Raw genomic sequence first — 24,098 nt, forward strand, 5'->3', positions numbered from 1 at the left:
AGGGGGAAATGTTGTTGGTTTAGATCTTTTCAAACCGGCTCACATCAGTCACAAATATTGTAGCGCCGCTAACTGTCACTTGTGTAGAACCGACGTCTGTGGGTACCGCAGGCTGTCCATCGGAGGGAATCGACTCGGCCCGGAGGGAACAGTGCGCACGGATGATTTGTATGGCAGGCTGTACCCGGTCTGCTACGGTGCCGATGAATAGCGTACAGCTGCCGCCGGAAAGGAAGGCGCCGATGGAAGCCGTGCGGGTGAAGGGATATCCGGCCGTCGTCAGAGCGGCGCAGACAGCGTCCTCATCCTTGTGGTGGATAATTGCAATGAGCATTTTCAGATGCTGTGTATTGCTGGCCTGCTGCGGCTGATACTTGCCGGCAATGTTCCAGTCACGCACGCAGCGGAAATACAGGATCAGGCTTAAAATACCGGTGATCGTTTCCGCAAGAGGGAATGCGGCCCAGGAGAACGTGAGGCCGATTTTGGACAGCAGCCAGAAAAGCGGGATCAGGCAGAAAATCTGCCGCGTCAGGGACAGCAGGACGCTGGAAAGCGATTTGCCAATCGCCTGAAAAAACACCGGGAAGATCAGCGACAGAACTGCAGGGATGAAGCTGATGCCGATGATGCGGAATGCAGGTACGCCGATCGTGAGCACTTGGGCGTTAGAGGTGAAAATGCGCAGAAGCGTTTGCGGGATCAGTTCAAAGCAGGCAACGCCGACCAGCATCAGGCTCATGGCCAGAAAGATGGAAAAACGGATGATCCCCTGACAGCGCCGGTAGGCCTTTTTGGCATAGGTATAGCTGAGGAACGGGACAATGCAGGTTTGCAGCCCCGCGAGCGGGATAAAGAAAAAGGACTGGATCTTGTAGTACAGACCCAGAACAGTTACCGCCTGATCAGAGAAACCGGCAAGGATCAGATTGAGCGCAATGATGTATACGGTGTAAAGCGTCTGCATCAGGATGGGCGGATAGCCCAGCTGGTAGATACGCCGGATGTAAAAGCGCGCCTCCCGCCAGACGGGCGGCCTGTGCAGCGCGGAGGCAGTGATCAACGCTGCGAGCATCTGTCCGGCGACCGTGGCATAGGCAGCGCCTGCGATCCCAAGCGCAGGAAATGGGCCAAGGCCAAAAATCAGCAGAGGATCAAGCACGATATTGGTCAGCGCGCCTGCAACCTGCGCTGCCATCGGAAGGCGCATGTTTCCCCGCGCCTGATGTACCTTGGTCCATGTGCCTTCAAGGAATACACCGATGCTGCCGATGCAGACAATATAGCCATATGTCATGGCTTCCTCGGCTACCCGTGCGGACTGGGTAGATGCGTGCACAAATGGTGCGAGCAGAAGCCCGCTGATGAGGGCGAACAGCAGCCAGCTGAGGAAAGCCAGCATGGTTCCGGTACCTGCGACAGATAGAGCACGGCTGTGGCGGCCCTGTCCGTCGTAGCGGGAGATCAAGGTGTTAACGCCTACACCGGTCCCGACCGCGATCGCAGTAATGACCAGCTGAATAGGGAAGAGTATGGAAAGCGCGGTCAGCCCCTCGGCAGAAAACTGACCAACAAAGTAGCTGTCCACAATATTATAAAGCGACTGGATCAGCTGTGCCGCCATGACAGGCGGTGCGATGCGCAGCAGCACAGACCCTATCCGATCGCTGTCAAAAAGATTGTTTTCCTGTTCTGTGTTTGCCATTGATTTACCCCTCGCAGTCTAATTGTTGTTCCAGAATCTTGTGATATTGCTTCATCAGGCCGACCATCTGCCGAGCCTGTTCCAGACCGAACGCATTAAGGGAGGCGGTTTCCCACTGCGTCAAAGGCTCAAGGAATGTTTCGGCATAGGCAAGGCCGGCTTCCGACAGGCGGAAAAATTTTTCACGCCCGCGTTTCATTTCGGACAACTCACATAAATACCCTTTTTGAAAGTATCGGGAAACAATATTGTGTACCGTCTGCTTGGGCAGCAAATAGGTTTCGCACAGCTCTTTCTGTGAGCAGAAGCCCTTTTCGCGCAGTTGGTACAGTACCAACAGTTCATGGTAGCCAAGGCCGTTGTCACGGCCCCAGATATCATAAATACCGCGCAGTTTGCTGATCGTTTGATTGATTTCCTGTAGTATGAGTAAGGCTTCGGCTATCATAACGTATCTCCCTCTTCCATATAAGTCCTAAATGGGACTGCAGCAAGCAGATTATACGCGGCAGAAAGGGGGGGTCAAGAGAAAATTTGTAAGGAATATTGGGATTACGAGCAATATATTTGTGGAGTATTCCAATGACACCAATTTAGACAGTTGGAAGTTCCATTTAATCACACGGATTGTAGAGGATATCGTTCACAACGGCATGATGAAATATTTAGCCACGCTTCAGGAGCCGCCGCGTACCTGCCGTAGAGATCGCACTATCTATGTCTTAGTTGAGATGGAAGCAAAGGGGAGTGTGAATCCGATTGTTAGGCTGACCAAACATGAAAATGTCCCTCATGTCAGAGTACCATCTGACACGAGGGACAAGAAGCGAAATGAATGTACTGCTTATTCATGTATAACTACAACACGATGATAGCGGCGTTTTGTACCCTTTATAATACCCTTGGCGGCTTGACACTACATAAACATAGTGCGTCTAATTGTTCTAAATAATAAAGATGATGGAACGAAGCGAACATAATAACACGAAATAAGTTCATAAAATCTATAAGAAGGCTCTTCAAATGCCTGTGCCAACTCGAAGCGGGAGCTTTTGCCTATATGAATGATAAGCCGTACCAGTTACATATTTAGTGTTACGCCACGGTTGTTAATAGTCTGATCGATGTGGTAATCGTCTTACACACTGCATAGAACGTGGTATTTTGCAAGTCGAGCCTAAAAAGATATATCGGCTTCCAAATTGTGGATATTGCACTTTTGAAGGATAGTTATCAGGAGTATAAGTTGGGAGATTGCATATGCGTCGTTCAATTTGAATTCGTGGGAATACAGGGTTGAGAGAAATTTTGATGGATTTCTTGCTTTTGGTCAACTTTTGCTTTTCAAGTTCAAACGCTGCGTCGATATTTTCCAAGGAGAGAAGCGGTCCTGTCATAACAACTCAGATCATAGAACGGAGTCAAGATTTTGATTAAGATAATCTTAGGTAAGCTACTCCAGATGCTGTGACAGACAGATGTGTTCAAAGATAGCATGAAAAGCCTGTTTGATAGTAGAAATATCCATCGGTGCCGAATGCTCTCGGTAGAGATGGTTTCACTACAGGCGAGGTCGACAAGTTGAACAAGGTTGTCATCCGTGTTATAGGAGAATAAAAGTATTTGGAATATAGAAGATTTCACATAGCGATACAAACTGACTATTGGTATGTTCTTATCACTGTAAGCTCCAATATCGGCTGTTGTGGTAACCGATGCTTTTGCATAGCCCAATAGGGCAGTAAATTGATTTACTGAACCGCCTCTGTTTGCGCGGATAGCACAAACAGAGGCGGTTCATAGTTTCTGTTTTTCTACGTCATGGGGTATTTGTCACTGTCCATTTTTACTGGATTGGTTCAACTCAAAGAGTGGAGTGGCTTACTTGTTCAGTAAGTTATCCGTATGTTTGCCATAATATTCTTTGCCGCATTCAGCCCGAGATAGCTCACGCTTTTCACGTCTCCGGTCATAGATACAGGACTGAATGGAAGTTACTAGAACATTGATGCTGATGCACAGTCGGATAAACAGGAGCGCGGTAATGAGAATGGTTTGCATCATTTCCATGGTGTTTCACCTCCTTTGATTTTGCTAAGTAAAGCGCCTTCGACAATCTTTTGCGTTCCGGAAGAAACACTCTTGGTGTTGCTCCTTACACTGCCAAATGGAAACTAAGTAGCTGTTTTGGAAAAAAGTAAGCAAACTTTTTAGAAAAAGTCCGGAAATTCCTTTTTGAGTACTTCTGCAGTTTTCTTAATGCGGTAAGCGAAGGTCTTTCTACCAGTGCCGATTTTGGTGGCAATAGCATCATCACTTACGCCTAGCTGACGGAGTCTCCAAATTTCAATGGCCTGAGGCAATAGCTCACACACTCGAGCGAGAAGCTGACGCATATAAAGGACATCAGTTACAAGATCCTCACTGGAGGGGACTTGAAGGTCGGGCATCTCTCTCTGCAATTGGTCGAGCCAGTTCATTTCCGTGCTCTCATTATCGGTATGACCCGAGTCCAGGGAACTCAGATCTCCTTGCGTGCAGTAAGGACAGGTCCAACAATCCATGTCGCACATCAGCCTCTTGGAAGGTGGGCATACACAACGACCATGATTCTGCTGAGTGCGACGGTATGCGTTTATGTCGCGGTAGTAGTCATCAAACTGTTCTTTAGTGCAGGGTACCCATTGTTTGGCAGAGCGTATGTAGATACGATTCTGCTTGTCATTGTTTGTCATAAAAATTCCTCCGATTTTCGATTTCTCGAAACGGAGGAATTGAAAGTAGCTGCATAATGGGGGAAAAAGTAACCGCAGTCCAAACGAATCTCTCCGTTTCGGATTGCAGCTAACCCGCTCAAAAGGCAGCTACGGTATTGAATTGTCTGCCGTGGCGGGTTGAGCCATCGGAGATCAAGCGATGCCGGCCACTACAGTTTGAAGTGAGAGTTTTCGTTCGCAGAATAAATGATGCGTATAGAAATAATTAATTTGCAAACGAAATTGCAAGACGCATATTCGCATGATATAATGATATAAAACTGTTTGCTGATTACTTCGATGCGAATTGTGATTAGGTCCCGCCTTCGAACTGATTATACATAATCATACCGGTAGACTTTGATAGCGTCGGATGGGCTTCGGTATATTTTGGTATGTTTAAGATAGGAGTTTGGCTATGGAATTTTCGACCTTTATGCAACTGCTCTTTCCAGTAATAGGTTTTGGCAGCAGTACCCGCGCCTTTACAAAATCGATGTTTGAAGAAATTCTTACTGACGATAGCGGTGATATTTTGGGCGGGTATAGCGAAAACACATATAAGGCGTACTACAATGGAACGACAAAAATCACAAGGATCGCACAGAAAATCGGACGGTTTGTTGAACCAGAGGAATTCGTTACGTATATTCAAGATTTGCCGGATGCAAATGTGCAGCGGCTGTGCGATAATTTTAAAAATTATCTTCCCGGGATAACCCAACATAATGCCGGGTATCTAATTGCGGAACTTTTTGAAAAAATCATCAAAGATGCCGCCTCTGTAAAGCGCAAGCAGAAAAGCACGGCAAGTGATGCTGAGCTTCCCTCACATGAAGCAGATACCCCTACCGAAGACCCCGACAGGGCTTGGAAATCATCGCTTTCAAATCACGATCAGGAGCTGCTGAGCCGTTTTCGGAAGCAAAGTAAGCCTATCCTTCGGTACTGCATAGACAATGATCCAACAGCTACCTGGACAGCAGGAGATCTGCCAGACTATATTGATGACTTGGTGTGTGGAGCGTGGCGGTATGATCTACGCGAAATATCAGACGACGAAGTAAGAAATCTAATTATTGAAATTATCGAAACTATGTCCAAATACCGTTGCTATATATCAGATAAGTATCTACGATATGTGGAAAGCATGGATAGGTTTTTGTTTAGAAATGAATCATGGGAAGAAGGACAGCGCCTGCGTAATGAATTTCAACCAGAGTCACTTAAATTACGGAAAAAGATGGCTGATTTATATCGAAGGCTATATCCTATTCCAGAAGATAGTGATTGGGATAGATCTGAAGGAACAGAGCAAGTTAAGGCAGAGGTTATGGATGATTATACGCCACCAAGTTCTGCCAAAGAAGATAAAAAAATAACCGTTATTCAGAATCAGACTAATGTTGTTCAAAACGGAGAGAACAACTTTAACCTGACGAATAACGGTACAATGAATTTTAACTTTTGAGGCGAAGCAATATGAGGAACGAGTTATATGTGAAGCAGAATAACTTGCCGCCTGCTTCCGAGACACAACAAACCGGCACGAATAATGTTTATGTAGATAATCAGCCGGGGGCTACAGTTAACTTTACATACAATATAAGTTATCCAAAATCGGCAGACTCTTCGGCAGAAATGATGATAGCTATTCAATCATTTAGTAAGGAATACTATCAGCTAATTGTTACCCCTGATGAGGATGTTTTCAAAGATGGGATTATATCTGTCACCACGAGTAGAGCTTTGACAAAACATAATGTTCCTCCTGAAATATTCGAGAGGTGCTCGACCCTTACAGAAGACGGCATTGCAGAACTGAAACGATTTCCTGCGATTATCTGTCAGGAAAACACGGCTATGAATGGTACGACTTCCCCTACTCAATATTGTATGCTTTGCTACATACAAAAAGTGATGGTCATCGGGAAAAATGTCAAAATAGCCTTCAAGCCTATCGCTCCAATCCAGCAAATAAAACTATGCAACAAACGCAATGCTATGTTCTTTGGACTAAATATGGATTGCGCAATTACTGACCTTAACTATAGCGCTTGGTCTGTTCGGAAGGTAAATGTATTTGAGGCTTTTAAAGAGGCTGGTATCCTAGGGATGCCTATGCCCGTATAGGGGGAGTTTGATGAATTCTAAGATCTCGTCTGAGATAACCCGGATCGATTTACAGGAGGCAAGTTATAAAGATACAGGTTGCCACATTGAACCGACCTTTGTCAATTTTTTCTTTGGTAATAATGGTACGGGTAAATCTACCATTGCGAAGGCTATACTCAGCGGCGTGGGGGTGACATATGCCTCAGGCAGAACAGCAGCCAATTATCTGCCACTGGTATATAACCAAGATTTTATTGATGCTAATTTCAGAAGCTATCGTAATATGAAAGGGGTTTTCACCCTCAATGCAAAAAATGTGAAAGCGCAACGGCAAATCGATGAAAAAAACGAAGAGCGTATTGCCGCTCGAAGGGCATTGACCACTGCAACTGAAAAACAAATGGAGCGAGTAGCTACACAAGAAAAATTAAAGAAGGCTTTCTATAAGGAATGCTGGGATAGAGAAAAGGCGTTTCGAGAGGAATTTGCAAAAACGCAGTCCGGTAAAGGAAAATCTGAACCATTTACCAGAGAGATATTAAAGCATATTCCAAAGCAGATCGACTTGGAGGAATTCCGCAGGTTGTATGACTCGGCATTCTCCGAGACAGCAAAGAGGTACCAGCGTTTTTCCACTATTGCCGATACGGCTATAATGGATACTATAGCAGGAAGCGATATATTGACTGTAGCCATTGTAAATAGTGCTGATACTGAGCTTGCTGGATTTTTGAGAAATATCGGAGCAACTGAGTGGATGCGTCAAGGTCACGATCTTTATGCCCATAACGCTAACGGAAAATGCCCATACTGTGGCAGAAATCTTTCGGAGGATTTTGAGCAGATAGTGATTGACAGTTTTGATACTAGATATCAAACTAACCTGCAAAAATTAATCGATTTTCTGGAAGTTTATAGGAAAACAGCAAACACCCTGTTTATACCTCTCCAGAACATTCCGAAAGATGTTTATCCCCAGATAGATGTGAAGCCGTACACAGAGAAGCTGGAGGTTCTCAAAGCAGCTATTCAGGAAAATATTGAGAAGATCAAGATAAAAACTGAGAATCCAGCATTGCCAGTAATCCTTTCTGACATTGCTCCAATTCTGGAGGAACTAGTATTTATTATAAATAGATTTAATGCGCTGATTGAGGCAAATAACGCCATTGTAGATGCAGGCCCAAAGAAAAGGACCGAATGTACTGAGCAAGCTTTCTCGCTGTTGGCGTTCCGGCTTAGAGATGTGATTGTTGCTTATCAGCAGAGTGATGCTCAAATAGAAGCTGAGCTGGCAACCCTTAATTCGGAAATCGAAGCACAAAAAAAGAGTTTGGAAGGTATCGAAAGGACGTTGAAATCCCTACGAGGGCAGACAGTTGAAACCGAGACTGCCAAGGAAAGTATTAACACTATGCTGCGTGATTCCGGATTGCAAGGTTTCAGCCTTCAGCCGAAAGCCGGCGTTGACCATGTTTACGAGGTTCGTCGACCGGATGGAAGCATTGCAGACAACTTGAGTGAGGGCGAAAAGAACTTCATTGCGTTTCTGTATTTCTACCATCTGGTATATGGCAGTGATTCGGCAGAAGATGAGACGAGAGACAAAATTGTGGTCATTGATGATCCCGTTTCCAGTATGGATAGCGGCTCACTCTTTATCGTCAGTACTCTGGTACGGCAGATGATCGAAATTTGCAGAAACAATGCCGATAATAGAAATCGAATAGTAGACGGTAACTTTATTAAGCAGATTTTTATTCTGACACACAACGCTTACTTTCACCGTGAAATTACTTACGGTTATATCTCCAAGTACGAGTATGTTTCGTACTATCTTATCCGGAAGTTGGATTCTAAGTCCACAATAAAGTTGTGTGATGATGTTAATCCAAACATCCCCACAGAGCGCATGAATGTCAACCCGGTTAAGAATTCCTATGCTGCCCTATGGGATGAGTATAAGGAGATACAGTCAGCGGTACCGTTAATGAATGTCATCCGGCGCATCTTGGAGTATTACTTTTTACAGCTTTGCGGTTATGAGGGTACAAGCCTTCGCCAAGTCGTTCTGGTTAGAGGTAAAGCCGAAGGAAAATTCAAAGATATGGACGGTAATGACGATGAGGAGAAGTTCCAGTTAGCTTCCTCTATGCTTGCCTATATCAATGCTAGTTCGATTGGCATGAACGAAGGAATCGATTATGTGGAAGAATGCCTCGATGCTACGGAATGCAGAAATATTTTTGAAATGATTTTTGAATCCATGAATCAAAAGCAACACTATGATATGATGATGGGGATTCATTGAGGAGGATAAGAATAATGCGTATCAGCTATAATAAACTTTGGAAAATGCTGATTGACAAAAATATGAAGAAAAGTGATCTTCGGGATAAGGCTGGCATTAGTTCGGCCTCTATTGCCAAGCTGGGAAAAGGTGACAATATCACCACGGATGTCCTGATGAAGATTTGCGAGGCTATGGACTGTCATTTAGATGATATTATGGAGACGGTCGATGAGTAAGGAAACCTGTGCAATGTGGATAGATCTTATGAAAGATGCGTTGTACAGTAACAGCGCATCAAATAATTTTAGACCATATATTAAAGAATTGATTTTAGCAGTACAGAATTACTTGAGTGATTTTCGCCCTATGGATAGCACATCATATGAAAACAATCCGATTCAGTTAATTGATTTCTTTTCTGGTGCCGGCGGGACTTCTCTGGGATTTGCAGCTCTTAATGGGGTAGTTCCTGCAATTAAAATACTTGGCGGGTGCGACATCAATGAGGTATCTGCTACAACCTATAGCCATAATTTTGGAACCCCTCTTATTCATAAGGATATTACTACTTTAGCATTTGAGGACGGAAAGCTTGATCAATTTCTTGAACAAATTGGATACGATAGTAGCAAAATTACAATTATGATTGGCTGCGCGCCTTGTCAGGGGTTTTCTTCGCACAGGAAAAAGCATTGGAACGAAGAGGACGATGTGCGAAACAGTCTTATTATGGCTTTTGCGGCAATTGTAAAAAAAGTACAGCCAGAAGTAATTATTATGGAAAATGTACCGGAGTTTTTATCTGCTCGTTATTGGAAATACTTTTCCGCTGCCAAAAAATGTTATGAGGAAAATGGTTATATTGTAAAAGGGGCTATCTATAATGCAGCCGCTTTTGGGGTTCCACAAGAAAGATTCCGGTCTATTATAATTGGAATGAAAAAAGAATTTGTATTGCCTAAAGGCTACTTGCAACCTTCGGAATATAGAACAGTTCGGGATGCGATTGCGAATTTGCCTGCTGTGGAGGCAGGGATTGCAGCACCAGGCGATCCAATGCACAAAAGCGCTTCACATAAGAAGAGTACGATTGAGGTTATTAAGCAGGTCCCACATGATGGCGGGAATAGACCTGTTGGTGTAGGTCCGAAGTGTTTGGATAAAATAAAAGGTTTTTCTGATGTGTATGGTCGTCTGTTCTGGGATAAGCCATCTATTACAATTACCCATTATGCAAGAAACCCTGCCAGTGGAAGATATACTCACCCTGATCAGGATCGAGGGCTCACAGCACGAGAAGCTGCAATTCTTCAAAGTTTCCCTCAGGGTTTCGAGTTTTGTGGCAAATCAGATGACATATATAGGCAGATTGGGGAGGCAGTTCCTCCGATGCTCTCTTCAGCTATAGCTGCAAGTGTTTTAATTGAATTGCTGTCTGAGACTCCTACAGAGGCTGAATTGACAGAGGGGCCTAAGTCGATTACCGAGCCGGTAAGCAGCTCATATTCCAGCGTTATTGCTGGCATTAAAACACGTGGGAGATCTAAAAAATGACGAAATATACTTGTGTTGATAGTTTCTGCGGTGCAGGTGGCCTTGGCCTTGGCCTTAAACGTGCAGGCTTTGACATTCTGGTAAGTTTTGATATTGATAAACTCTGTATTGATTCAATTAATAGTAATAAAAAGTATTTCAACCATCCAGCTGTTGTTGCAGATATTTCCAATATGCTTAATGGAGAACTACTTAGGCGTTGCAATCTTAATCGTGGCGATCTATTCCTATTGGCAGGAGGACCACCGTGTCAGGGCTTTTCGATCCAAAGAAGAGGCAGCGATATCGATTCAAGAAATGAATTGGTATTGATGTATGGAAAATTGATTGAGGAAGTTTACCCAAAATATTTTGTTATGGAAAACGTATCTGGTATTGCGGGAAAACGAGGAAAAACAATACTACAACACCTTGTTGAAGATGTTGAACAAATGGGGTATCATGTTCACATTAAACTTATAGATGCTCAGGACTTTGGGGTTCCGCAAAGGCGCAAAAGATATATAGTTGTCGGCGAAAGAAAAGATATTGGAAATCGCTATGTATATCCTACGCCTACCGGGGTCCACCATACCGTTCGTGATACGATAGGGGATCTTCCTGTTCCACCACAAGACGGAACAGATTATCCAGGATTATCCCTTCATCGGCGGGATCGTCTATCTGAACGAAATTTGCAGCGAATTCGTGCAATTAAAGAAGGTCAAGGGCGCGATGATCTTCCGGATGACTTGTTAGCAAACTGTCATAAAATCGATAGTTCAGTAATTGGCTTTCGGAGTGTGTATGGGCGTATGGCATGGGACGACGTTGCACCAACGATAACTGCCAGATTTGATAGTTTTACTAGGGGCAAGTTCGGACATCCTACTCAGGATCGTAGTATATCTTTGCGTGAGGGTGCGTTGTTACAGACATTTCCTATTGACTTTGAGTTTATCGGAAGTAAAGTTGACATTGCCAGACAGATAGGTAATGCTGTTCCTCCAGTAATGGCAGAATATATCGGAAAGAGTATTATTGAGTGTTACGAAAAGGCGGGTGAAAATAATGGCATTTGATGCTGATGTCAAAAGCTATTTGCGAGCATATCAACGAGAATATAATGCAGCAGTTCGTGGTGGACAGCATACCGCCGAACTTTCCTTTCGTGTACCTATGCATGCACTCTTTACCAGTATAGCACGGGATCTAAATCCACAAGGAAATTTTGATATTATCTTAGAACCCAGAAATCAAGGACACATGGGAAGACCTGACTGGAGAATACAAGATGCGGTATCACTTGGCGTGTATGGATATATCGAAGGCAAGGGTCCTTCTGTTGATCCATTCGATATTGCACCATATCAGAATCAGATTAATAAATATTTGACTTTAGGGCATAAATTGGTGATCACTGATGGCATAGACTTTGTCTTCTGCTTCACTGATACTCCTATAGTCGTTTCGATTATTGATAAAGAGAAAATGTCTGCCGCTGACTGGTCTCGTTTACCAGTAGAACCTAAGTTCCGTTTCTACATGGAGCAGTTCTTCTCAAATCCAACTCCTCAAAGAGTGGATGAAGAAAAATTGGTAGAGTTAGTAGCTATTCGCACAAGAAACCTTGCTGACGAAATTCTGGTACAGGCAGATTTAACAGCTGAAGAAGCTCTAAATGATGATGAACGCCAAGTCATTGCTTTGCTGCATGGATTAAAGGAACTTGTTTACAATCATAATGATTCGACGCTTCGCACAGGAGCAATTTTTTCTGATTTTACAGCGCAGGTTATTATGTTTTGCTTGTTGTACGCACATCGTGTGCTTTGTACAAGCGATGATTCTCCTACTGAGAAAGCAGAAAAAATTAGAGCGTATGCGTTTAACGATATTGTTGACGGTGAGGCGTTGCTTCCCTTCCGTAATCTGATGGTATATTTAAGAGATAATGCTGGTGATAGTACATTTATTGGGCAATGGGTTGATGAGTGTATATTGTTTCTCTCTTTTGTGCAAATGACAGACCAACAGCTTATGAATCCAGATTATCACCACCTTTTTGAAATGTTCTTAACAAAATTTGATGCACAATCACGATTTGACTATGGTGCCTTCTATACACCAAAAGTTCTTGCAGATTTTATAGTTCGGCTGACAAATCAGGTGGTTTATGACAATTTTGATGGGTCGTCTATCTATGAAACCGGAAACACTATTATTGATCCATGTTGCGGAACAGGGTCGTTCCTAGAGCGCATCGTTGCACACGATGATGGCGATGGTGCGTATAATTTGTGTGGATTTGAAATTTTACCGGCACCCTATATGCTCGCCAATTACCGCATGGCTATTGTAGAGCGTAAGTATAGACGGAGAAATTTAAGAACAAGTATTTTGTTAGCTAACACTCTGAGCAATTGCCTTCTTGGAGAAGATGCTAATCCTGCTTCTATTGAGGGCAGAGAGTTAATCCGTGCAAAAGAACTATCTTCAAGACCGATAAAGCTGATTATTGGTAACCCACCGTGTTCAGACTCCATTAGAAATAATACTTCCACTGATTTTTCTCGAATATCGGAACTGATGGATGATTTTCGTCCCCCAGTAGGAAATCGCCACAATCGCCAGAACACTCAAAAGCAAATTAACAACCCGTTTATGCAGTTTGTACGGTGGAGTTGTGAAAAATTGTTGAACTCCCAGTGCCATTCTGTCTTGGCATTTATTGTTCCACTATCTTTTTTAGAAACCGAGTCGTATAAATATGCCAGAAAATATTTAGTGGAGCATTTTTCTCATATATGGGCTGTTGCTATTGACACTGATGCGAGAACAGGTATTCGCGGGGATAGCCTTTTCTATACTATGCAAGGTCGAGCAGTAATACTGCTGACCAGAAAATATGGTGAAAATACACCTATAAGCAAAGTCAACTATCTCGATATGTCCAGAGGTCGTCGTATCGAAAAAATTGCGGCTCTTGAAGCAGATATTCGGGCCGTCCTGCCTTTATTTGAAACCTTCTCTGTTTCGGATATGATGTATTCGTTTATGCCATCAAAGCCCTTTAACCAAGAACTGTATGCCCGTTTTTGGCCTATTAGCAATGATAACGGCAGAGCAGTATTTCTAAATCAGTGTTCGGGCTCAAAAATGGCTCCTACAGCACTTTTGACACATATTAAGCAGCCGATGCTCAAAAGACGTAGCCGTGAAATAGCCAGCGGTGGAATAGATAAAGCGATGGAATGGATTGGACGTCAGGATAAAAAAGTTGTGAATGCAAAAATTACAGCATTTCAAAATGCATTAAACACTTGCGTTGATAGACAGCAATTGGACATTGTATTGAATGAGAATATTCGACCTTGCTCTTTCAGACCATTTGTTAATTCAAATGCTTTCTTGTGGGACACAGTGTTTGAATATCAGGCCGGTATCGGGGGTGGAGGCGCAAGAATTCGGCCAGAAATAAAAGCTATATATGAACGAGATGATACGGTCGGATTTTCTCTTGCACACGCTCCGAAGGATCTTGACGAAGCACTTGGTCAGTTTACATCTTTCTGCTGGTATTTTCCAGATAATGATCTTAGCCGAAGAGGTAATGGACATATTTACTTGAACCAGTATATTCCGAACACTAGAACAGGAGAAGTTGTAAATAATATACATGGGGCGATTATTGCCCATTTAGTTGCGATGACTGGATTAAGTGAACGTGAATGTGCCCGAAAAATGGTTTTCTACGCCTACGCAATTTTTTGTTCTCAAATCTATCTAGAGGAATTTTATGGCGCACTTTATGTAGTCAACCAATCCGAAAGTCGTGCACGAATTCCGATTGTATCTAATGCAGAGGAATTTTTGAAATTGGCTTCACTTGGAGAGTTACTTGCTAATATCGAGAAAAATAACTCTGCAGTTGAGAATGTGCTGGGGTTAGATTACGAAGCTCTTTCCAGACAGTTGCCTACAGGATTTCGATTGGAACATAGCAGATCAGCATCTAGAAATCCTTTTGATGAGGAACACGAGCAATGTATTGTTCGAGGAGAAAATTCCAATATAGAGATTAGAATTTATTGTCCCGTAGCAATTCAGAAATTTACTGTAGCGGGTTATAACGTAATCAAGGATTGTTGGCTTAAGTTTCATTCCTATAGATATACGCATTGTGAGTTTACGCGAGATGACTTTACGGAACTGCTCGATCTTTTTAATAAGATAGCAAAGCAGATGCAATATGTTACTGAGATTGATGACGTATTGCATGGCATAATAAACGGCGAAATACCACTTTTACCTTACTGAGAAAACGAATTCTCTATTTGAGGCCATACTTGTGGTATACCAAAGAAATGAGGTGAGATGATGGCTGATGTCTTTTCAAAAGAAAAACGCTCGCAAATAATGAAATCTGTAAAATCGTCCGGAAATGCGAGTACCGAGATGAAGCTTATTAGTTACTTTAACGACCATCATATCACTGGATGGAGGAGAAATTATAAGGTAAAAGGTCATCCGGATTTTGTTTTTCTTGAAAAACGAATAGCTATATTTGTCGATGGATGTTTTTGGCACGGACATGATTGCAGAAACACTCGCCCAAGCGAAAATTTCGAATATTGGGCTAAGAAACGAAAAAGAAATATGGATCACGATAGAGAAGTGACGGTGCTCTTTGAACATAGAGGATGGACGGTTATTCGAATTTGGGAGTGTGAGTTGAAAAAGAAAAATCTTCCCATATTAGAGAACAAACTGCAATTACTCCTCTGATAGAATGTATCAAAGGAAGTTACTAAAAAGGACTCTCATAAAATAAAATGGTGATGTGTAAAGCTGTATCAATTGTTTCTTCATTGCGGTATGCTCGCTCGGTTTAAAATTATTCTGCGAATGAGCGAACCGATCATAACGTAAAAAGAACATCTTTTCTCATGAGTTCGCGTGTCAGCGCTGAGAGGACAGCAGATAAGCGGCGCTTTCCCTCTTTTTCTCGGTTTTGTCTAACGAAAGAGAATAAAAACGAAAAGGTGGCATCGCGATGCGCATTCTCATGCTATGAAATAGCCTGAATTTTGCAAACGATATGCGCGGATGCTGGTGGAATTGACCGGCGCGGAGGTCGTACACCACACGCGCGGCGGCGCGCGGCTGTCTGAGCAGCTCAATCCCAAAACCAAGCTGGGCGCACGGACGCAGGCAGCGCTCACGCAGGAGCATTGGGACTATGTCGTTTTACAGGGGATGAGCCACGGGCCGGTTTCTTCACCGGAACGGTTTTTGTCCAGCGTGGAGCGGCTGTGTGCGATAATCCGAGAAAAGGGAGCGGTGCCGATCCTCTATGCCACTTGGGGTTACCTGCGGGGCAGTGTTGCGCTTGCGGCCAAGGGCTGGGGCTATGATAATATGGCGTGCGGACTTGCGGATGCTTACCGCAAAGCGGCAGAGAACAACCATGCGCTACTCGCAGAGGTTGGACGGCGGTTTTACGAATTGTCCGATGCCAAGAACCTTTATGCAGCCGACGGCGTTCATCCAAACGAAGAGGGCTCACGTCTTGCGGCAGAGATCATCGCGACGGTGATACAGGAGCAGGAGGAAAAGAAGCGGTTGAGAGAGGGCACACGATGAAAACTGCGATTTGTTACTACTCTCGTCATCATGGCAATACGTTAAAGGTATTGCAGACCATGACGGAGGAGGGAGATATTGACCTAATCGATGTTACGACGCGGCAGGCTGTGTCATTGGAGGACTACGATTGTGTCGGTTTTGCCTCCGGCGTGTATTTTGGCAAGTTTCATGAGGGAGTGACTGCATTCGCGCGGCAATACCTGCCGCTGGGAAAACCAGTGTTTTTCGTCTGCACCTATGGCGCGGCTAAAGGAAACGGCTTTAAGACACTGACGGTAATCGCAGGGGAGAAAGGATGCCCGGTGCTTGGCGCATTCGGCTGCCGGGGTTATGATACCTTTGGGCCATGGAAACTGGTGGGCGGTATTGCTAAGGGGCATCCGAGTGCGTGTGATCTGGATAAAGCCCGTGCGTTCTACCGGGAGATACAAAACGGATAAGGGGGACATGGTATGTTTGGACCCAACCCGGATGCGGTGCATCCAAATGAAAACCTCCCCAGTGTCTGCTACATCAAAAATGTCATCACCCGCCCCAATATCGAGGTGGGTGCCTACACCTATTACGATGACGCGGACACCGGCGGCGAGGATTTTGAGGCGCATGTGACGCACCATTATGAATTTCTCGGGGACAAACTGATCATCGGCAAGTTCTGCGCGATCGGCAAGGGCGTGGAGTTCGTGATGAACGGGGCAAACCATCGCATGGCCTCGGTCACGACCTATCCTTTCAATATTTTCGCGCACGGCTGGGAAAAATGTATACCCGCGCTGGACGAACTGCCCCTCAAAGGGGATACCGTTGTGGGAAACGATGTGTGGATTGGACAGCACGTCACGGTGCTGCCCGGCGTACACATCGGGGACGGTGCAATCATCGGCGCAAATGCTGTGGTGGCAAGCGATATTCTGCCTTACACCATCGCGGCGGGCAATCCTTGTCGCGTGATCCGTCCACGCTTTTCGCCGGAGTTGACAGAATATCTGCTCGCGCTTCGGTGGTGGGACTGGGAACCGGACAAGATATTCCGCAATTTGGAGGCGCTGTGCAGCGGCGATTTGGAGCAAATACGCCGTGTTGCGCCATAATGGGAGCAAAGCTATATGAAAATTGCCATTCTATCTGATACGCACGGCCTACTGCGGCCGCAGGTGGTGGAATATCTGAAAACCGTCGATGTCATTCTGCATGGCGGCGACATCAACAAGCAAAGCATCGTGGATGAACTGCGTCAGTACGCGCCGCTGTATGTTGTTCGCGGCAACAACGATCAGGATTGGGCAGAAGCCATCCCACACGACCTGACCGTTATGCTGGGCGGCGTGACCTTTTTCATGGTGCACAACAAAAAGGAAGTACCGAAAGACCTTTCGGGTGTGGATGTGGTCGTGTTCGGCCACTCGCATAAGTATGTGCAGCAGGAACAAGACGACGTGCTCTGGCTCAATCCCGGTTCCTGCGGCCCGCGGCGCTTTCATCAGGAGATCACCATGATGTTGGCGGAAGTCGCGGATGGCAGGATCACGGTTGACAAAATCACAATTCCGCACGAAGCAAAGTTATAGTATGGTATTCTGGCGGCATCATGATTTCTTGGTTTTAGCAAGCATGAATGCGCGATAACAGTAAACCCCGAAGGGATGCGTTCGCATTCCTTCGGGGTTTGCTTATGCCAAAGTCATATAGTCTTTTCCTGCGATGGAAACGCTCAGATCATCTGGGCATCCGGAAAAGAGGTATTCGCCGGTTTCCACCGTGCCGTTACCTACGGTAACCGAAGTGAGTTTGTTGTTATACTGGAACGCGTAGTTGTCGATGGTGATCGTGTTATCTTTTCTGCCATTGTCGCAGATCGATATGCTGGTGAGATCGTCGCATCCGGAAAACGCATATTCCCCCAGTGTTACAGTGGGACAGTCGATGGTTACGGCTGTCAGATCTTCACAGCTGCCGAATGCGGCATCGCCCAATTCCGCTTTGTCTCCAGTGATTGTCAGTGCGCTGAGTGAAGCATATTGGAATGCCCAGTTGTCGAGTGTCAGCGCGCAGTTATCTGCCTGTACGACAGCTTTGTCCCCTACACCGAAAAACGCGTACTCACCGGCTGTGAGTGTACTGTTTTGAAATGTGATCGCGGTCAACGCTTCGCAGGATGTAAATGCACTTTTCGCAATGTTCAAATCGCATTGGTCGATGGACAGGCTGGCAAGATCACTGTACTGGAACGCATATTTATCCACAGTTCCAGTGCAGTTCGTGAAAACCACTTCAGCGTCTTTGCCGCAGCCCAAAAACGCGTACTCGCCAAGCTGTACGTTGCAGTCCTGAAAAGTAATGCGCGTGAGATCTTCGCAGGTGGAGAAAGCGCTATCACCGATGATCGGCGTACCGCCAATGACGTGTACTTCGGTCATTTCGCCATACTGAAATGCACGATCTTCCACTTCGTAATTGCCGTTTAGCAAGGTGACGCTGCTGACATCTTCTAATCCCATAAAAGCATCTTCTTCGATCACGGTGAGGGTTTCACCATCTGGGCTTTCTGTCGGAATGACAAGGTCGGCGTCTTTGCAAATTCCGATCCCAACTAGCGTACAGGTGTCATCTCCGTTGCTTTCAAATTCCAGTCCTTCCGACGGCTTGAGGTCGGATGCAACAATCGGCTGTTCTGTTTGTGGATTACCTGTGGCGCTTTCGGATAAAGTGTCTGTAAGGGGTGTGTTGGCTGGTTGAGCAGAAGCCGTTTCGCAGGCGGCAAGTATACCGGCAAGGCATAAGGTCAACGTAAGTATGAGTGTTTTTTTCATTTTGGTTCCTCCTTGAATGAAGTGTGTAGGGTGTGATTGCGCATAGAGAATGGATTTACTTAAAGCGCAGCGATGTACTGCTTTGCTTGTTGGATTAGGTGCCGTAGTTGTATTTGTTCGGCTTCGAGCACGGCAATCCGATTGACAAGCGCCGCTTTTTGTATCTCTCTCGAAGCGTCTGCGATTGTTTGGATCTCCTTGATAGAGAACCCAAGCTGCTGATAGAAGTGAATGGTTTGTATCCGCTTTTGAGCTGTTGGGTTATAGAGTAAATAGCCGTATTTGTTCTTGCCGGAAGGGGAAACCAGACCGGCTTTTTCGTAACCCTGTATCGTTCTTCGGGAAATTTGGAGCGCCGCACAAACCTCGCGCAATGTCTTTTCCGCTTTCATTACCTCCTCACCATAAAACTGCACGCTGCGTGCAGTCAAGAACTTTTATTGCGAAATCACATCCCCATGACAGGGCTTGCAAATTTCGCGTGGCCGCGCTAGAACGCAAACGGTGAGGAGCAAAAACCGCCCAACTATTAGTCGGACGGTTGGGCTTATAGGGAGGCAACAAGAACAAAATATTTCCTGAAATGATAAATTGTGTTATAGTATGGGATAGATCAGGGTGTATCGAAATTTAGGAGGATGCAAAAGATGGAGGAAGTTTATAGCGCACAAACCAGCGAAGTCGCTCTTGAGGCAATTATCAACAACGCCGTTCAGATTCCGGGTGTGAAAGTCGATCGACAGAAGTTTTTGGGAGAATGCTTCGCCAAAGAGGATGTGGATACGCAGCAAATCATCGACCTTGGCCCGATCGGTGCCGGCTGCACCCGGGAGGATTTGGCACGAATTGCCAATAAGCTCATCTTGATACGGACAAGCACTTCGTCTGCGGCTTCCTTTGCTATGGGCATTCCGGGTGGTCTTGCCATGGGACTGACTGTTCCGGCAGATACCCTGCAGTTTTTTGGCATGTCGCTGCGGTTGGCGCAGGAACTGGCGTATTTATATGGTGCGCAGGACTTGTGGAAAGACGGGCAGATCGATGATGAGATCGTGCGTGGACAACTGATTCTGTACTGTGGCGTTATGTTTGGCGTATCCGGTGCAGCGGCTGGCGTTAGAATTCTGTCGTCACAACTGGCGAAAACGACGCTCAAAAAACTGCCGCAAAAGGCGCTCACCAAAACGCTTTGGTATCCGATCGTCAAGCAGGTTGGAAAGTTGGTCGGCGTTAAGGTGACAAAGGATACGGTAGCCAAAGGCATTTCTAAGGCGATCCCTGTGATCGGTGGTGTGGTGTCTGGCGGCCTGAACTTCGCTTCTATGCTGCCGATGGCAAAACGACTGGCCGTGTCCTTGGATAAAGCGAACTTCGATTATACCGAGGACGAGATCATGGCGGATTATCAAGCGATGCAGGACGTCACGGATGAGGATGTTCCGGCGGGGGAAGAGAAAAGCTCGATCAAGAACCGGGCAGCCAAGGGAATGCAGGATTTGAAAAGTGGCATCGGCAGTGTTTTTGCCAAGGGGAAGAAAAAGAAAGAGGACGCGGCAGAGGCGCCGGAAGAGGATGTTTTTGCCAAGATCGAAAAGTTAGCAAAGCTACAGGAAATGGGCGCCATTACGCAGGAGGAATTCGAAGCGAAAAAGACAGAGCTGCTGGCGAAAATATAAGTTGTTTCGTACAGGTGACGCTGATATGCATGGAAGTATGCTAAGTGTTGAGATATAATGCAGATGTAGAGATTCAACGAAAATGAGGTATAATATGGCCATTCCGAAGATAAAAAAACAGGATATCATAGCGGCATTGCAGTACATTGATGCCCATGGCGTACCAGCGCAAAATCAAAGCACAAGATATGAGCTTATCGCAGAAGATGGTAAGAGATATCCACCAAAATATGTGATTGCTGTGGCGGCGCATCTGGCAAACGGTATAGAAATTGCAGCAGATACGTTTAACGCCGTAGAAGCAAAAACATTTTTACAGCGCGAAGGGTTTGAGATTGAAGAAAAACAGCAGAAATATGAATTGACGATCACTGCTAATCAAATATCATCCACAGATGAGCGTTTTACAGTGGACGACTTGGGATTGGGAGACCATTATAAGCCGCTTGATACGTATTTTGAGAAAGTGGACGGAACAGTGATCCGGCGGAAATATGGCAGGGGTGAAAGGCGAAATACCAATCAGACCATGCCGCGAATAGCGTGTCAAATTTTTGAGAAACAGCTAGCGGCATTATCCGTAGAGGAAAAAGAAACGTTTCCGATCTGCCAGTATAAGCCGAGCAACCCGGTGATACGCGGCATATATTCAAGCGTCAATGAATATCGAAAATACCGCAATACGATTGAATATTTGACATATGGGTATGATAACGGCCGACAGTTTGTGCTGTACTGCTGGAATATTTTTTCGACAATCCTATTTGTGCAGGAATGCTTAAGGCGATTTGGAGAGACGGGAGACCGATTTGTTTTAGTATATCGTGATAAGAATGAGAGAGAGGAAAAAACAGAGAATAACATAGAAAATATACCTGTTAGGCCGGCACAGCGCGTCGAAGATGCGCCAAATCCATATTCGGCTCTGCTGCGAGCCTCAAAGAATATTATTTTCCGAGGAGCACCCGGCACAGGTAAAACCTATCTCGCGAGGGAAATTGCAGCGGATATTGTCAGCGATGGATACCATGATCGGTATGAGGATTTGTCGGATGAGCAAAAAAAGCAGGTGGAGTTTGTACAGTTTCATCCGAGCTATGATTATACGGATTTCGTTGAGGGGTTGCGGCCTAAGCTCAACGACGATGGCTCAATGGGCTTTGCATTACAGGACGGTATTTTCAAAAAGTTTATTGCCCACGCCAGAAAAAACTATGAGGATTCTTTAAAATCGCAGGAGATGATTGCAAAGGAAGTATCCGCGCAAGATGCGTTGGAGGCGTTCTTTGCGAGCGTGCAGCTGGGAGAAGACGAGTTTCATACCGTTACCGGCAACACGTTTTTCGTTACCGGCATTGATGATCAACACATTTCCATTCATATTCCGGGAAATGCATCTGTGGATACACTCAGCCTCAATATGGATGAAATCAGAAAAATGCTGGAAGCGGAGCAAAGATTCGATAAGATAAAGGATATTACCAGCTTCTTCGGCAAAAAATTTGCAACACAAGCATTTTCCTATGATTTTGCGCTGTATAAAGAAATAAAAGCCAGAATGAAGAAGGGTGTAAAGAAGAACATCAAACGCGAGAATCGGAAAAACTATGTCTTTATCATCGATGAGATCAACCGCGGTGAGATCTCGAAGATTTTCGGGGAGCTTTTCTTTGCGATAGATCCGGGTTATCGAGGGGAGACCGGTGCAGTATCGACGCAATATGCCAATATGCATGCGGATCCGGATGAAAAATTCTATATCCCGGAGAATGTCTATCTGATTGGAACCATGAACGACATTGACCACTCGGTGGATAGCTTCGATTTTGCGATACGCCGTCGTTTTCGATTCATCGAGATCAAAGAGAACGACCGGCTGGAGATGCTCGACCAGATCGGGGAGAAGAAAGAGGAAGCGATTCGCCGTATGACGGCACTGAATCAAGTGATTGCCAATACGGAAGAACTCAATGAAAACTATCAAATTGGCCCAGCATACTTTTTGAAGCTGCAAACTTTGAATTTTGATCAGCTCTGGACGGATTGCTTGCGTCCTTTGCTGCAGGAGTATGTCCACGGTATGTATGACGAATCTGGCATAATGCAGCGGTTCGAAAAAGCGTATGGCTATCCGGAGACGCGTGACGGAGATACAGATGAAGCAACTGAGAATTAGGGATAACGCTGTCGTGCCCAAAGCGTCCTTTTGTGAAATTTCAGGCATCACGCAAAAGGTCGCAAACAAAACGCTCAAACAGCTCGAAAGGGAGGGCGTTTTTGTGTTCCCGGAGCAGATGGACGAATCGGATGACCTTACAGCAGAGCAAATGATTTTGCAAAGCGTGAATGACTATTATCATTCCGGAAATGTAATGGGGTTTGTGGGGTATGGGAATGAGCGGCTCGTTATTACTTCGCGCTTCTCTGACGGTGAAAAAGACTATTTCTTTCAGTATTTGCTAGAGCAAGTGTTGAAATATCCAAACTTAGTCGATTTGATGACGGATGCAAATCAGGACAATGCGCTGTTTCACCTGTTGGTGTTTTTGTTTCCGCGTTATCTCAAGGCGGCGATGCGCAAGGGTGTTTACAAAACATATGTGAAGAGAAATTACAATGACAGCAATGTAAAAGGCGTTATTGATGTTGCCCGGCATATTACTAGGAACACGCCTTTTGTGGGAACTGTTGCGTATCATCAGAGAGAGTATTCCTATGACAATGCGTTGATGGAATTGGTGCGCCATACAATTGAGTACATCAAGCCAAAGGCATTCGGCAGAAAACTGCTTGCGGCAGTGCGAGATGAAGTGGCGCTGGTTGTGAGTGCAACGCCGGCATATCAACCCTATCATAGGGCTAAAATTGTTGCAGAAAATAGAAATGATCCGGTAAGGCATGCGTATTATCGCGAGTATCGGGCGCTACAACGGTTGTGTCTTTTGATTTTGCAGCACGAGCAGCATCAGATGGGGTCGGGGTCGCGTCAAGTTTTCGGACTGCTGTTTGATGGAGCATGGCTGTGGGAAGAGTATACCAATATCCTGATAGGCAAGCACTTTTATCATCCGATGAACAAGCGTCGTATAGGGGCACAGTGGTTGTTCGCGCAGCGCAAAGGTTTGATATATCCAGATTTTATTAGTGAAAATACTGCACAGCGTGTCATCGCAGACGCTAAATATAAGCCGATGCATAATATCGGCAACAGAGATTATCTGCAAATGCTTGCTTACATGTTCCGATTCGATGCAAAGAAAGGAATATTTTTCTATCCAGAAATAGGGGAAGATTGCATTTTACAGTTGAAGCTGAACAAGGGCTCTACTTTCGAAAACAATGTTGCACCAAGGGAGGATATCTGCGTTGTCAAATATGGACTGCAGATCCCGCGAAAAGTAGATTGCTATGAAAGCTTTGTGGCAGAAATAAAAAAACAGGAACAGGTTCTGATAAAAGCATTGCAGGTGATTGCAACGTAAAACATAGTGTCAAGCGTTGGGAAATGTCTATCGTTATACAAAATAAAAGCTGCCCCTCGCGTCGGTATGAGTGCCGACG

Annotated in this window: 21 protein-coding genes; 15 read left to right on the top strand and 6 right to left on the bottom strand. The window is 45.1% G+C overall.

Annotated features, from left to right (window positions below):
• Window positions 1–19 precede the first annotated feature (19 nt).
• From DBQ51_RS12695 to DBQ51_RS12710, 4 genes are all read right to left on the bottom strand, one after another.
• Window positions 20–1,705: a cyclic-di-AMP receptor gene (locus tag DBQ51_RS12695; protein WP_107631731.1), complete on the bottom strand. Its 1,686-nt coding sequence runs from the start codon at window positions 1,703–1,705 to the stop codon at window positions 20–22.
• A gap of 4 nt (window positions 1,706–1,709) precedes the next feature.
• Complete coding sequence (locus tag DBQ51_RS12700) at window positions 1,710–2,153, bottom strand: MarR family winged helix-turn-helix transcriptional regulator (protein WP_107631732.1); 444 nt, start codon at window positions 2,151–2,153, stop codon at window positions 1,710–1,712.
• Between the two features lie 1,433 nt (window positions 2,154–3,586).
• Complete coding sequence (locus DBQ51_RS12705; protein WP_107631733.1) at window positions 3,587–3,775, bottom strand: hypothetical protein; 189 nt, start codon at window positions 3,773–3,775, stop codon at window positions 3,587–3,589.
• A gap of 140 nt (window positions 3,776–3,915) precedes the next feature.
• The gene (locus tag DBQ51_RS12710) at window positions 3,916–4,440 is read right to left on the bottom strand and encodes a hypothetical protein (RefSeq protein WP_107631734.1); all 525 of its coding nucleotides are present in this window, start codon (window positions 4,438–4,440) and stop codon (window positions 3,916–3,918) included.
• 439 nt (window positions 4,441–4,879) lie between these two features.
• Here DBQ51_RS12710 and DBQ51_RS12715 point away from each other — a divergent pair, with 439 nt between their 5' ends.
• The 12 genes from DBQ51_RS12715 (at window position 4,880) to DBQ51_RS12770 (ending at window position 17,619) form a co-directional block, all read left to right on the top strand.
• Window positions 4,880–5,932 (top strand): hypothetical protein, encoded by a 1,053-nt coding sequence (locus DBQ51_RS12715; RefSeq protein ID WP_107631735.1) that lies wholly within the window; start codon window positions 4,880–4,882, stop codon window positions 5,930–5,932.
• Between the two features lie 29 nt (window positions 5,933–5,961).
• The gene (locus tag DBQ51_RS12720) at window positions 5,962–6,594 is read left to right on the top strand and encodes a hypothetical protein (protein WP_199855200.1); all 633 of its coding nucleotides are present in this window, start codon (window positions 5,962–5,964) and stop codon (window positions 6,592–6,594) included.
• Between the two features lie 10 nt (window positions 6,595–6,604).
• Window positions 6,605–8,887, top strand: coding sequence for an AAA family ATPase (locus DBQ51_RS12725; RefSeq protein ID WP_107631736.1), 2,283 nt, complete (start codon window positions 6,605–6,607; stop codon window positions 8,885–8,887).
• A gap of 14 nt (window positions 8,888–8,901) precedes the next feature.
• Window positions 8,902–9,105: a helix-turn-helix domain-containing protein gene (locus tag DBQ51_RS12730; RefSeq protein ID WP_107631737.1), complete on the top strand. Its 204-nt coding sequence runs from the start codon at window positions 8,902–8,904 to the stop codon at window positions 9,103–9,105.
• Entirely contained in the window at window positions 9,098–10,423 is a 1,326-nt protein-coding gene (locus DBQ51_RS12735; protein ID WP_159068183.1) for a DNA cytosine methyltransferase, read from the top strand. Before DBQ51_RS12730 ends, DBQ51_RS12735 begins: the two co-directional genes overlap by 8 nt.
• A complete protein-coding gene (locus tag DBQ51_RS12740; protein WP_107631739.1) occupies window positions 10,420–11,484 on the top strand; it encodes a DNA cytosine methyltransferase in 1,065 nt (354 codons plus the stop codon). The genes DBQ51_RS12735 and DBQ51_RS12740 overlap by 4 nt, the downstream gene beginning before the upstream one ends.
• Window positions 11,474–14,722: an HsdM family class I SAM-dependent methyltransferase gene (locus tag DBQ51_RS12745; protein WP_107631740.1), complete on the top strand. Its 3,249-nt coding sequence runs from the start codon at window positions 11,474–11,476 to the stop codon at window positions 14,720–14,722. The genes DBQ51_RS12740 and DBQ51_RS12745 overlap by 11 nt, the downstream gene beginning before the upstream one ends.
• A 57-nt stretch (window positions 14,723–14,779) precedes the next feature.
• On the top strand, window positions 14,780–15,190 hold the full coding sequence (locus DBQ51_RS12750; protein ID WP_242977934.1) for a very short patch repair endonuclease: 411 nt from the start codon (window positions 14,780–14,782) through the stop codon (window positions 15,188–15,190).
• Window positions 15,191–15,511: 321 nt separating this feature from the next.
• On the top strand, window positions 15,512–16,048 hold the full coding sequence (locus DBQ51_RS12755; protein ID WP_242977936.1) for an SGNH/GDSL hydrolase family protein: 537 nt from the start codon (window positions 15,512–15,514) through the stop codon (window positions 16,046–16,048).
• Window positions 16,045–16,491 carry a flavodoxin domain-containing protein gene (locus DBQ51_RS12760; RefSeq protein WP_107631742.1) on the top strand — a complete coding sequence of 149 codons (447 nt, stop codon included), beginning with the start codon at window positions 16,045–16,047 and terminating at the stop codon, window positions 16,489–16,491. The genes DBQ51_RS12755 and DBQ51_RS12760 overlap by 4 nt, the downstream gene beginning before the upstream one ends.
• Window positions 16,492–16,503: 12 nt before the next feature.
• A complete protein-coding gene (locus tag DBQ51_RS12765; RefSeq protein WP_107631743.1) occupies window positions 16,504–17,142 on the top strand; it encodes a Vat family streptogramin A O-acetyltransferase in 639 nt (212 codons plus the stop codon).
• A 15-nt stretch (window positions 17,143–17,157) separates the two neighbouring features.
• Window positions 17,158–17,619: a metallophosphoesterase family protein gene (locus DBQ51_RS12770; RefSeq protein ID WP_107631744.1), complete on the top strand. Its 462-nt coding sequence runs from the start codon at window positions 17,158–17,160 to the stop codon at window positions 17,617–17,619.
• A 102-nt stretch (window positions 17,620–17,721) separates the two neighbouring features.
• Here the strand turns inward: DBQ51_RS12770 and DBQ51_RS12775 are convergent, their stop codons facing one another.
• Window positions 17,722–18,861: a leucine-rich repeat domain-containing protein gene (locus DBQ51_RS12775; protein ID WP_107631745.1), complete on the bottom strand. Its 1,140-nt coding sequence runs from the start codon at window positions 18,859–18,861 to the stop codon at window positions 17,722–17,724.
• A 59-nt stretch (window positions 18,862–18,920) separates the two neighbouring features.
• On the bottom strand, window positions 18,921–19,253 hold the full coding sequence (locus DBQ51_RS12780; RefSeq protein WP_107631746.1) for a MerR family transcriptional regulator: 333 nt from the start codon (window positions 19,251–19,253) through the stop codon (window positions 18,921–18,923).
• A gap of 255 nt (window positions 19,254–19,508) precedes the next feature.
• Between DBQ51_RS12780 and DBQ51_RS12785 the strand changes: the two genes are divergently transcribed.
• From DBQ51_RS12785 to DBQ51_RS12795, 3 genes are all read left to right on the top strand, one after another.
• The gene (locus DBQ51_RS12785; protein ID WP_159068184.1) at window positions 19,509–20,537 is read left to right on the top strand and encodes an SHOCT domain-containing protein; all 1,029 of its coding nucleotides are present in this window, start codon (window positions 19,509–19,511) and stop codon (window positions 20,535–20,537) included.
• 94 nt (window positions 20,538–20,631) lie between these two features.
• On the top strand, window positions 20,632–22,713 hold the full coding sequence (locus DBQ51_RS12790) for an McrB family protein (RefSeq protein ID WP_107631747.1): 2,082 nt from the start codon (window positions 20,632–20,634) through the stop codon (window positions 22,711–22,713).
• Window positions 22,694–24,019 carry a 5-methylcytosine restriction system specificity protein McrC gene (locus DBQ51_RS12795; RefSeq protein ID WP_107631748.1) on the top strand — a complete coding sequence of 442 codons (1,326 nt, stop codon included), beginning with the start codon at window positions 22,694–22,696 and terminating at the stop codon, window positions 24,017–24,019. Before DBQ51_RS12790 ends, DBQ51_RS12795 begins: the two co-directional genes overlap by 20 nt.
• The last annotated feature ends 79 nt before the right edge of the window (window positions 24,020–24,098 follow it).

The organism is Agathobaculum massiliense, assembly GCF_900291975.1.
Taxonomy (GTDB): Bacteria; Bacillota; Clostridia; order Oscillospirales; family Butyricicoccaceae; genus Agathobaculum; species Agathobaculum ammoniilyticum.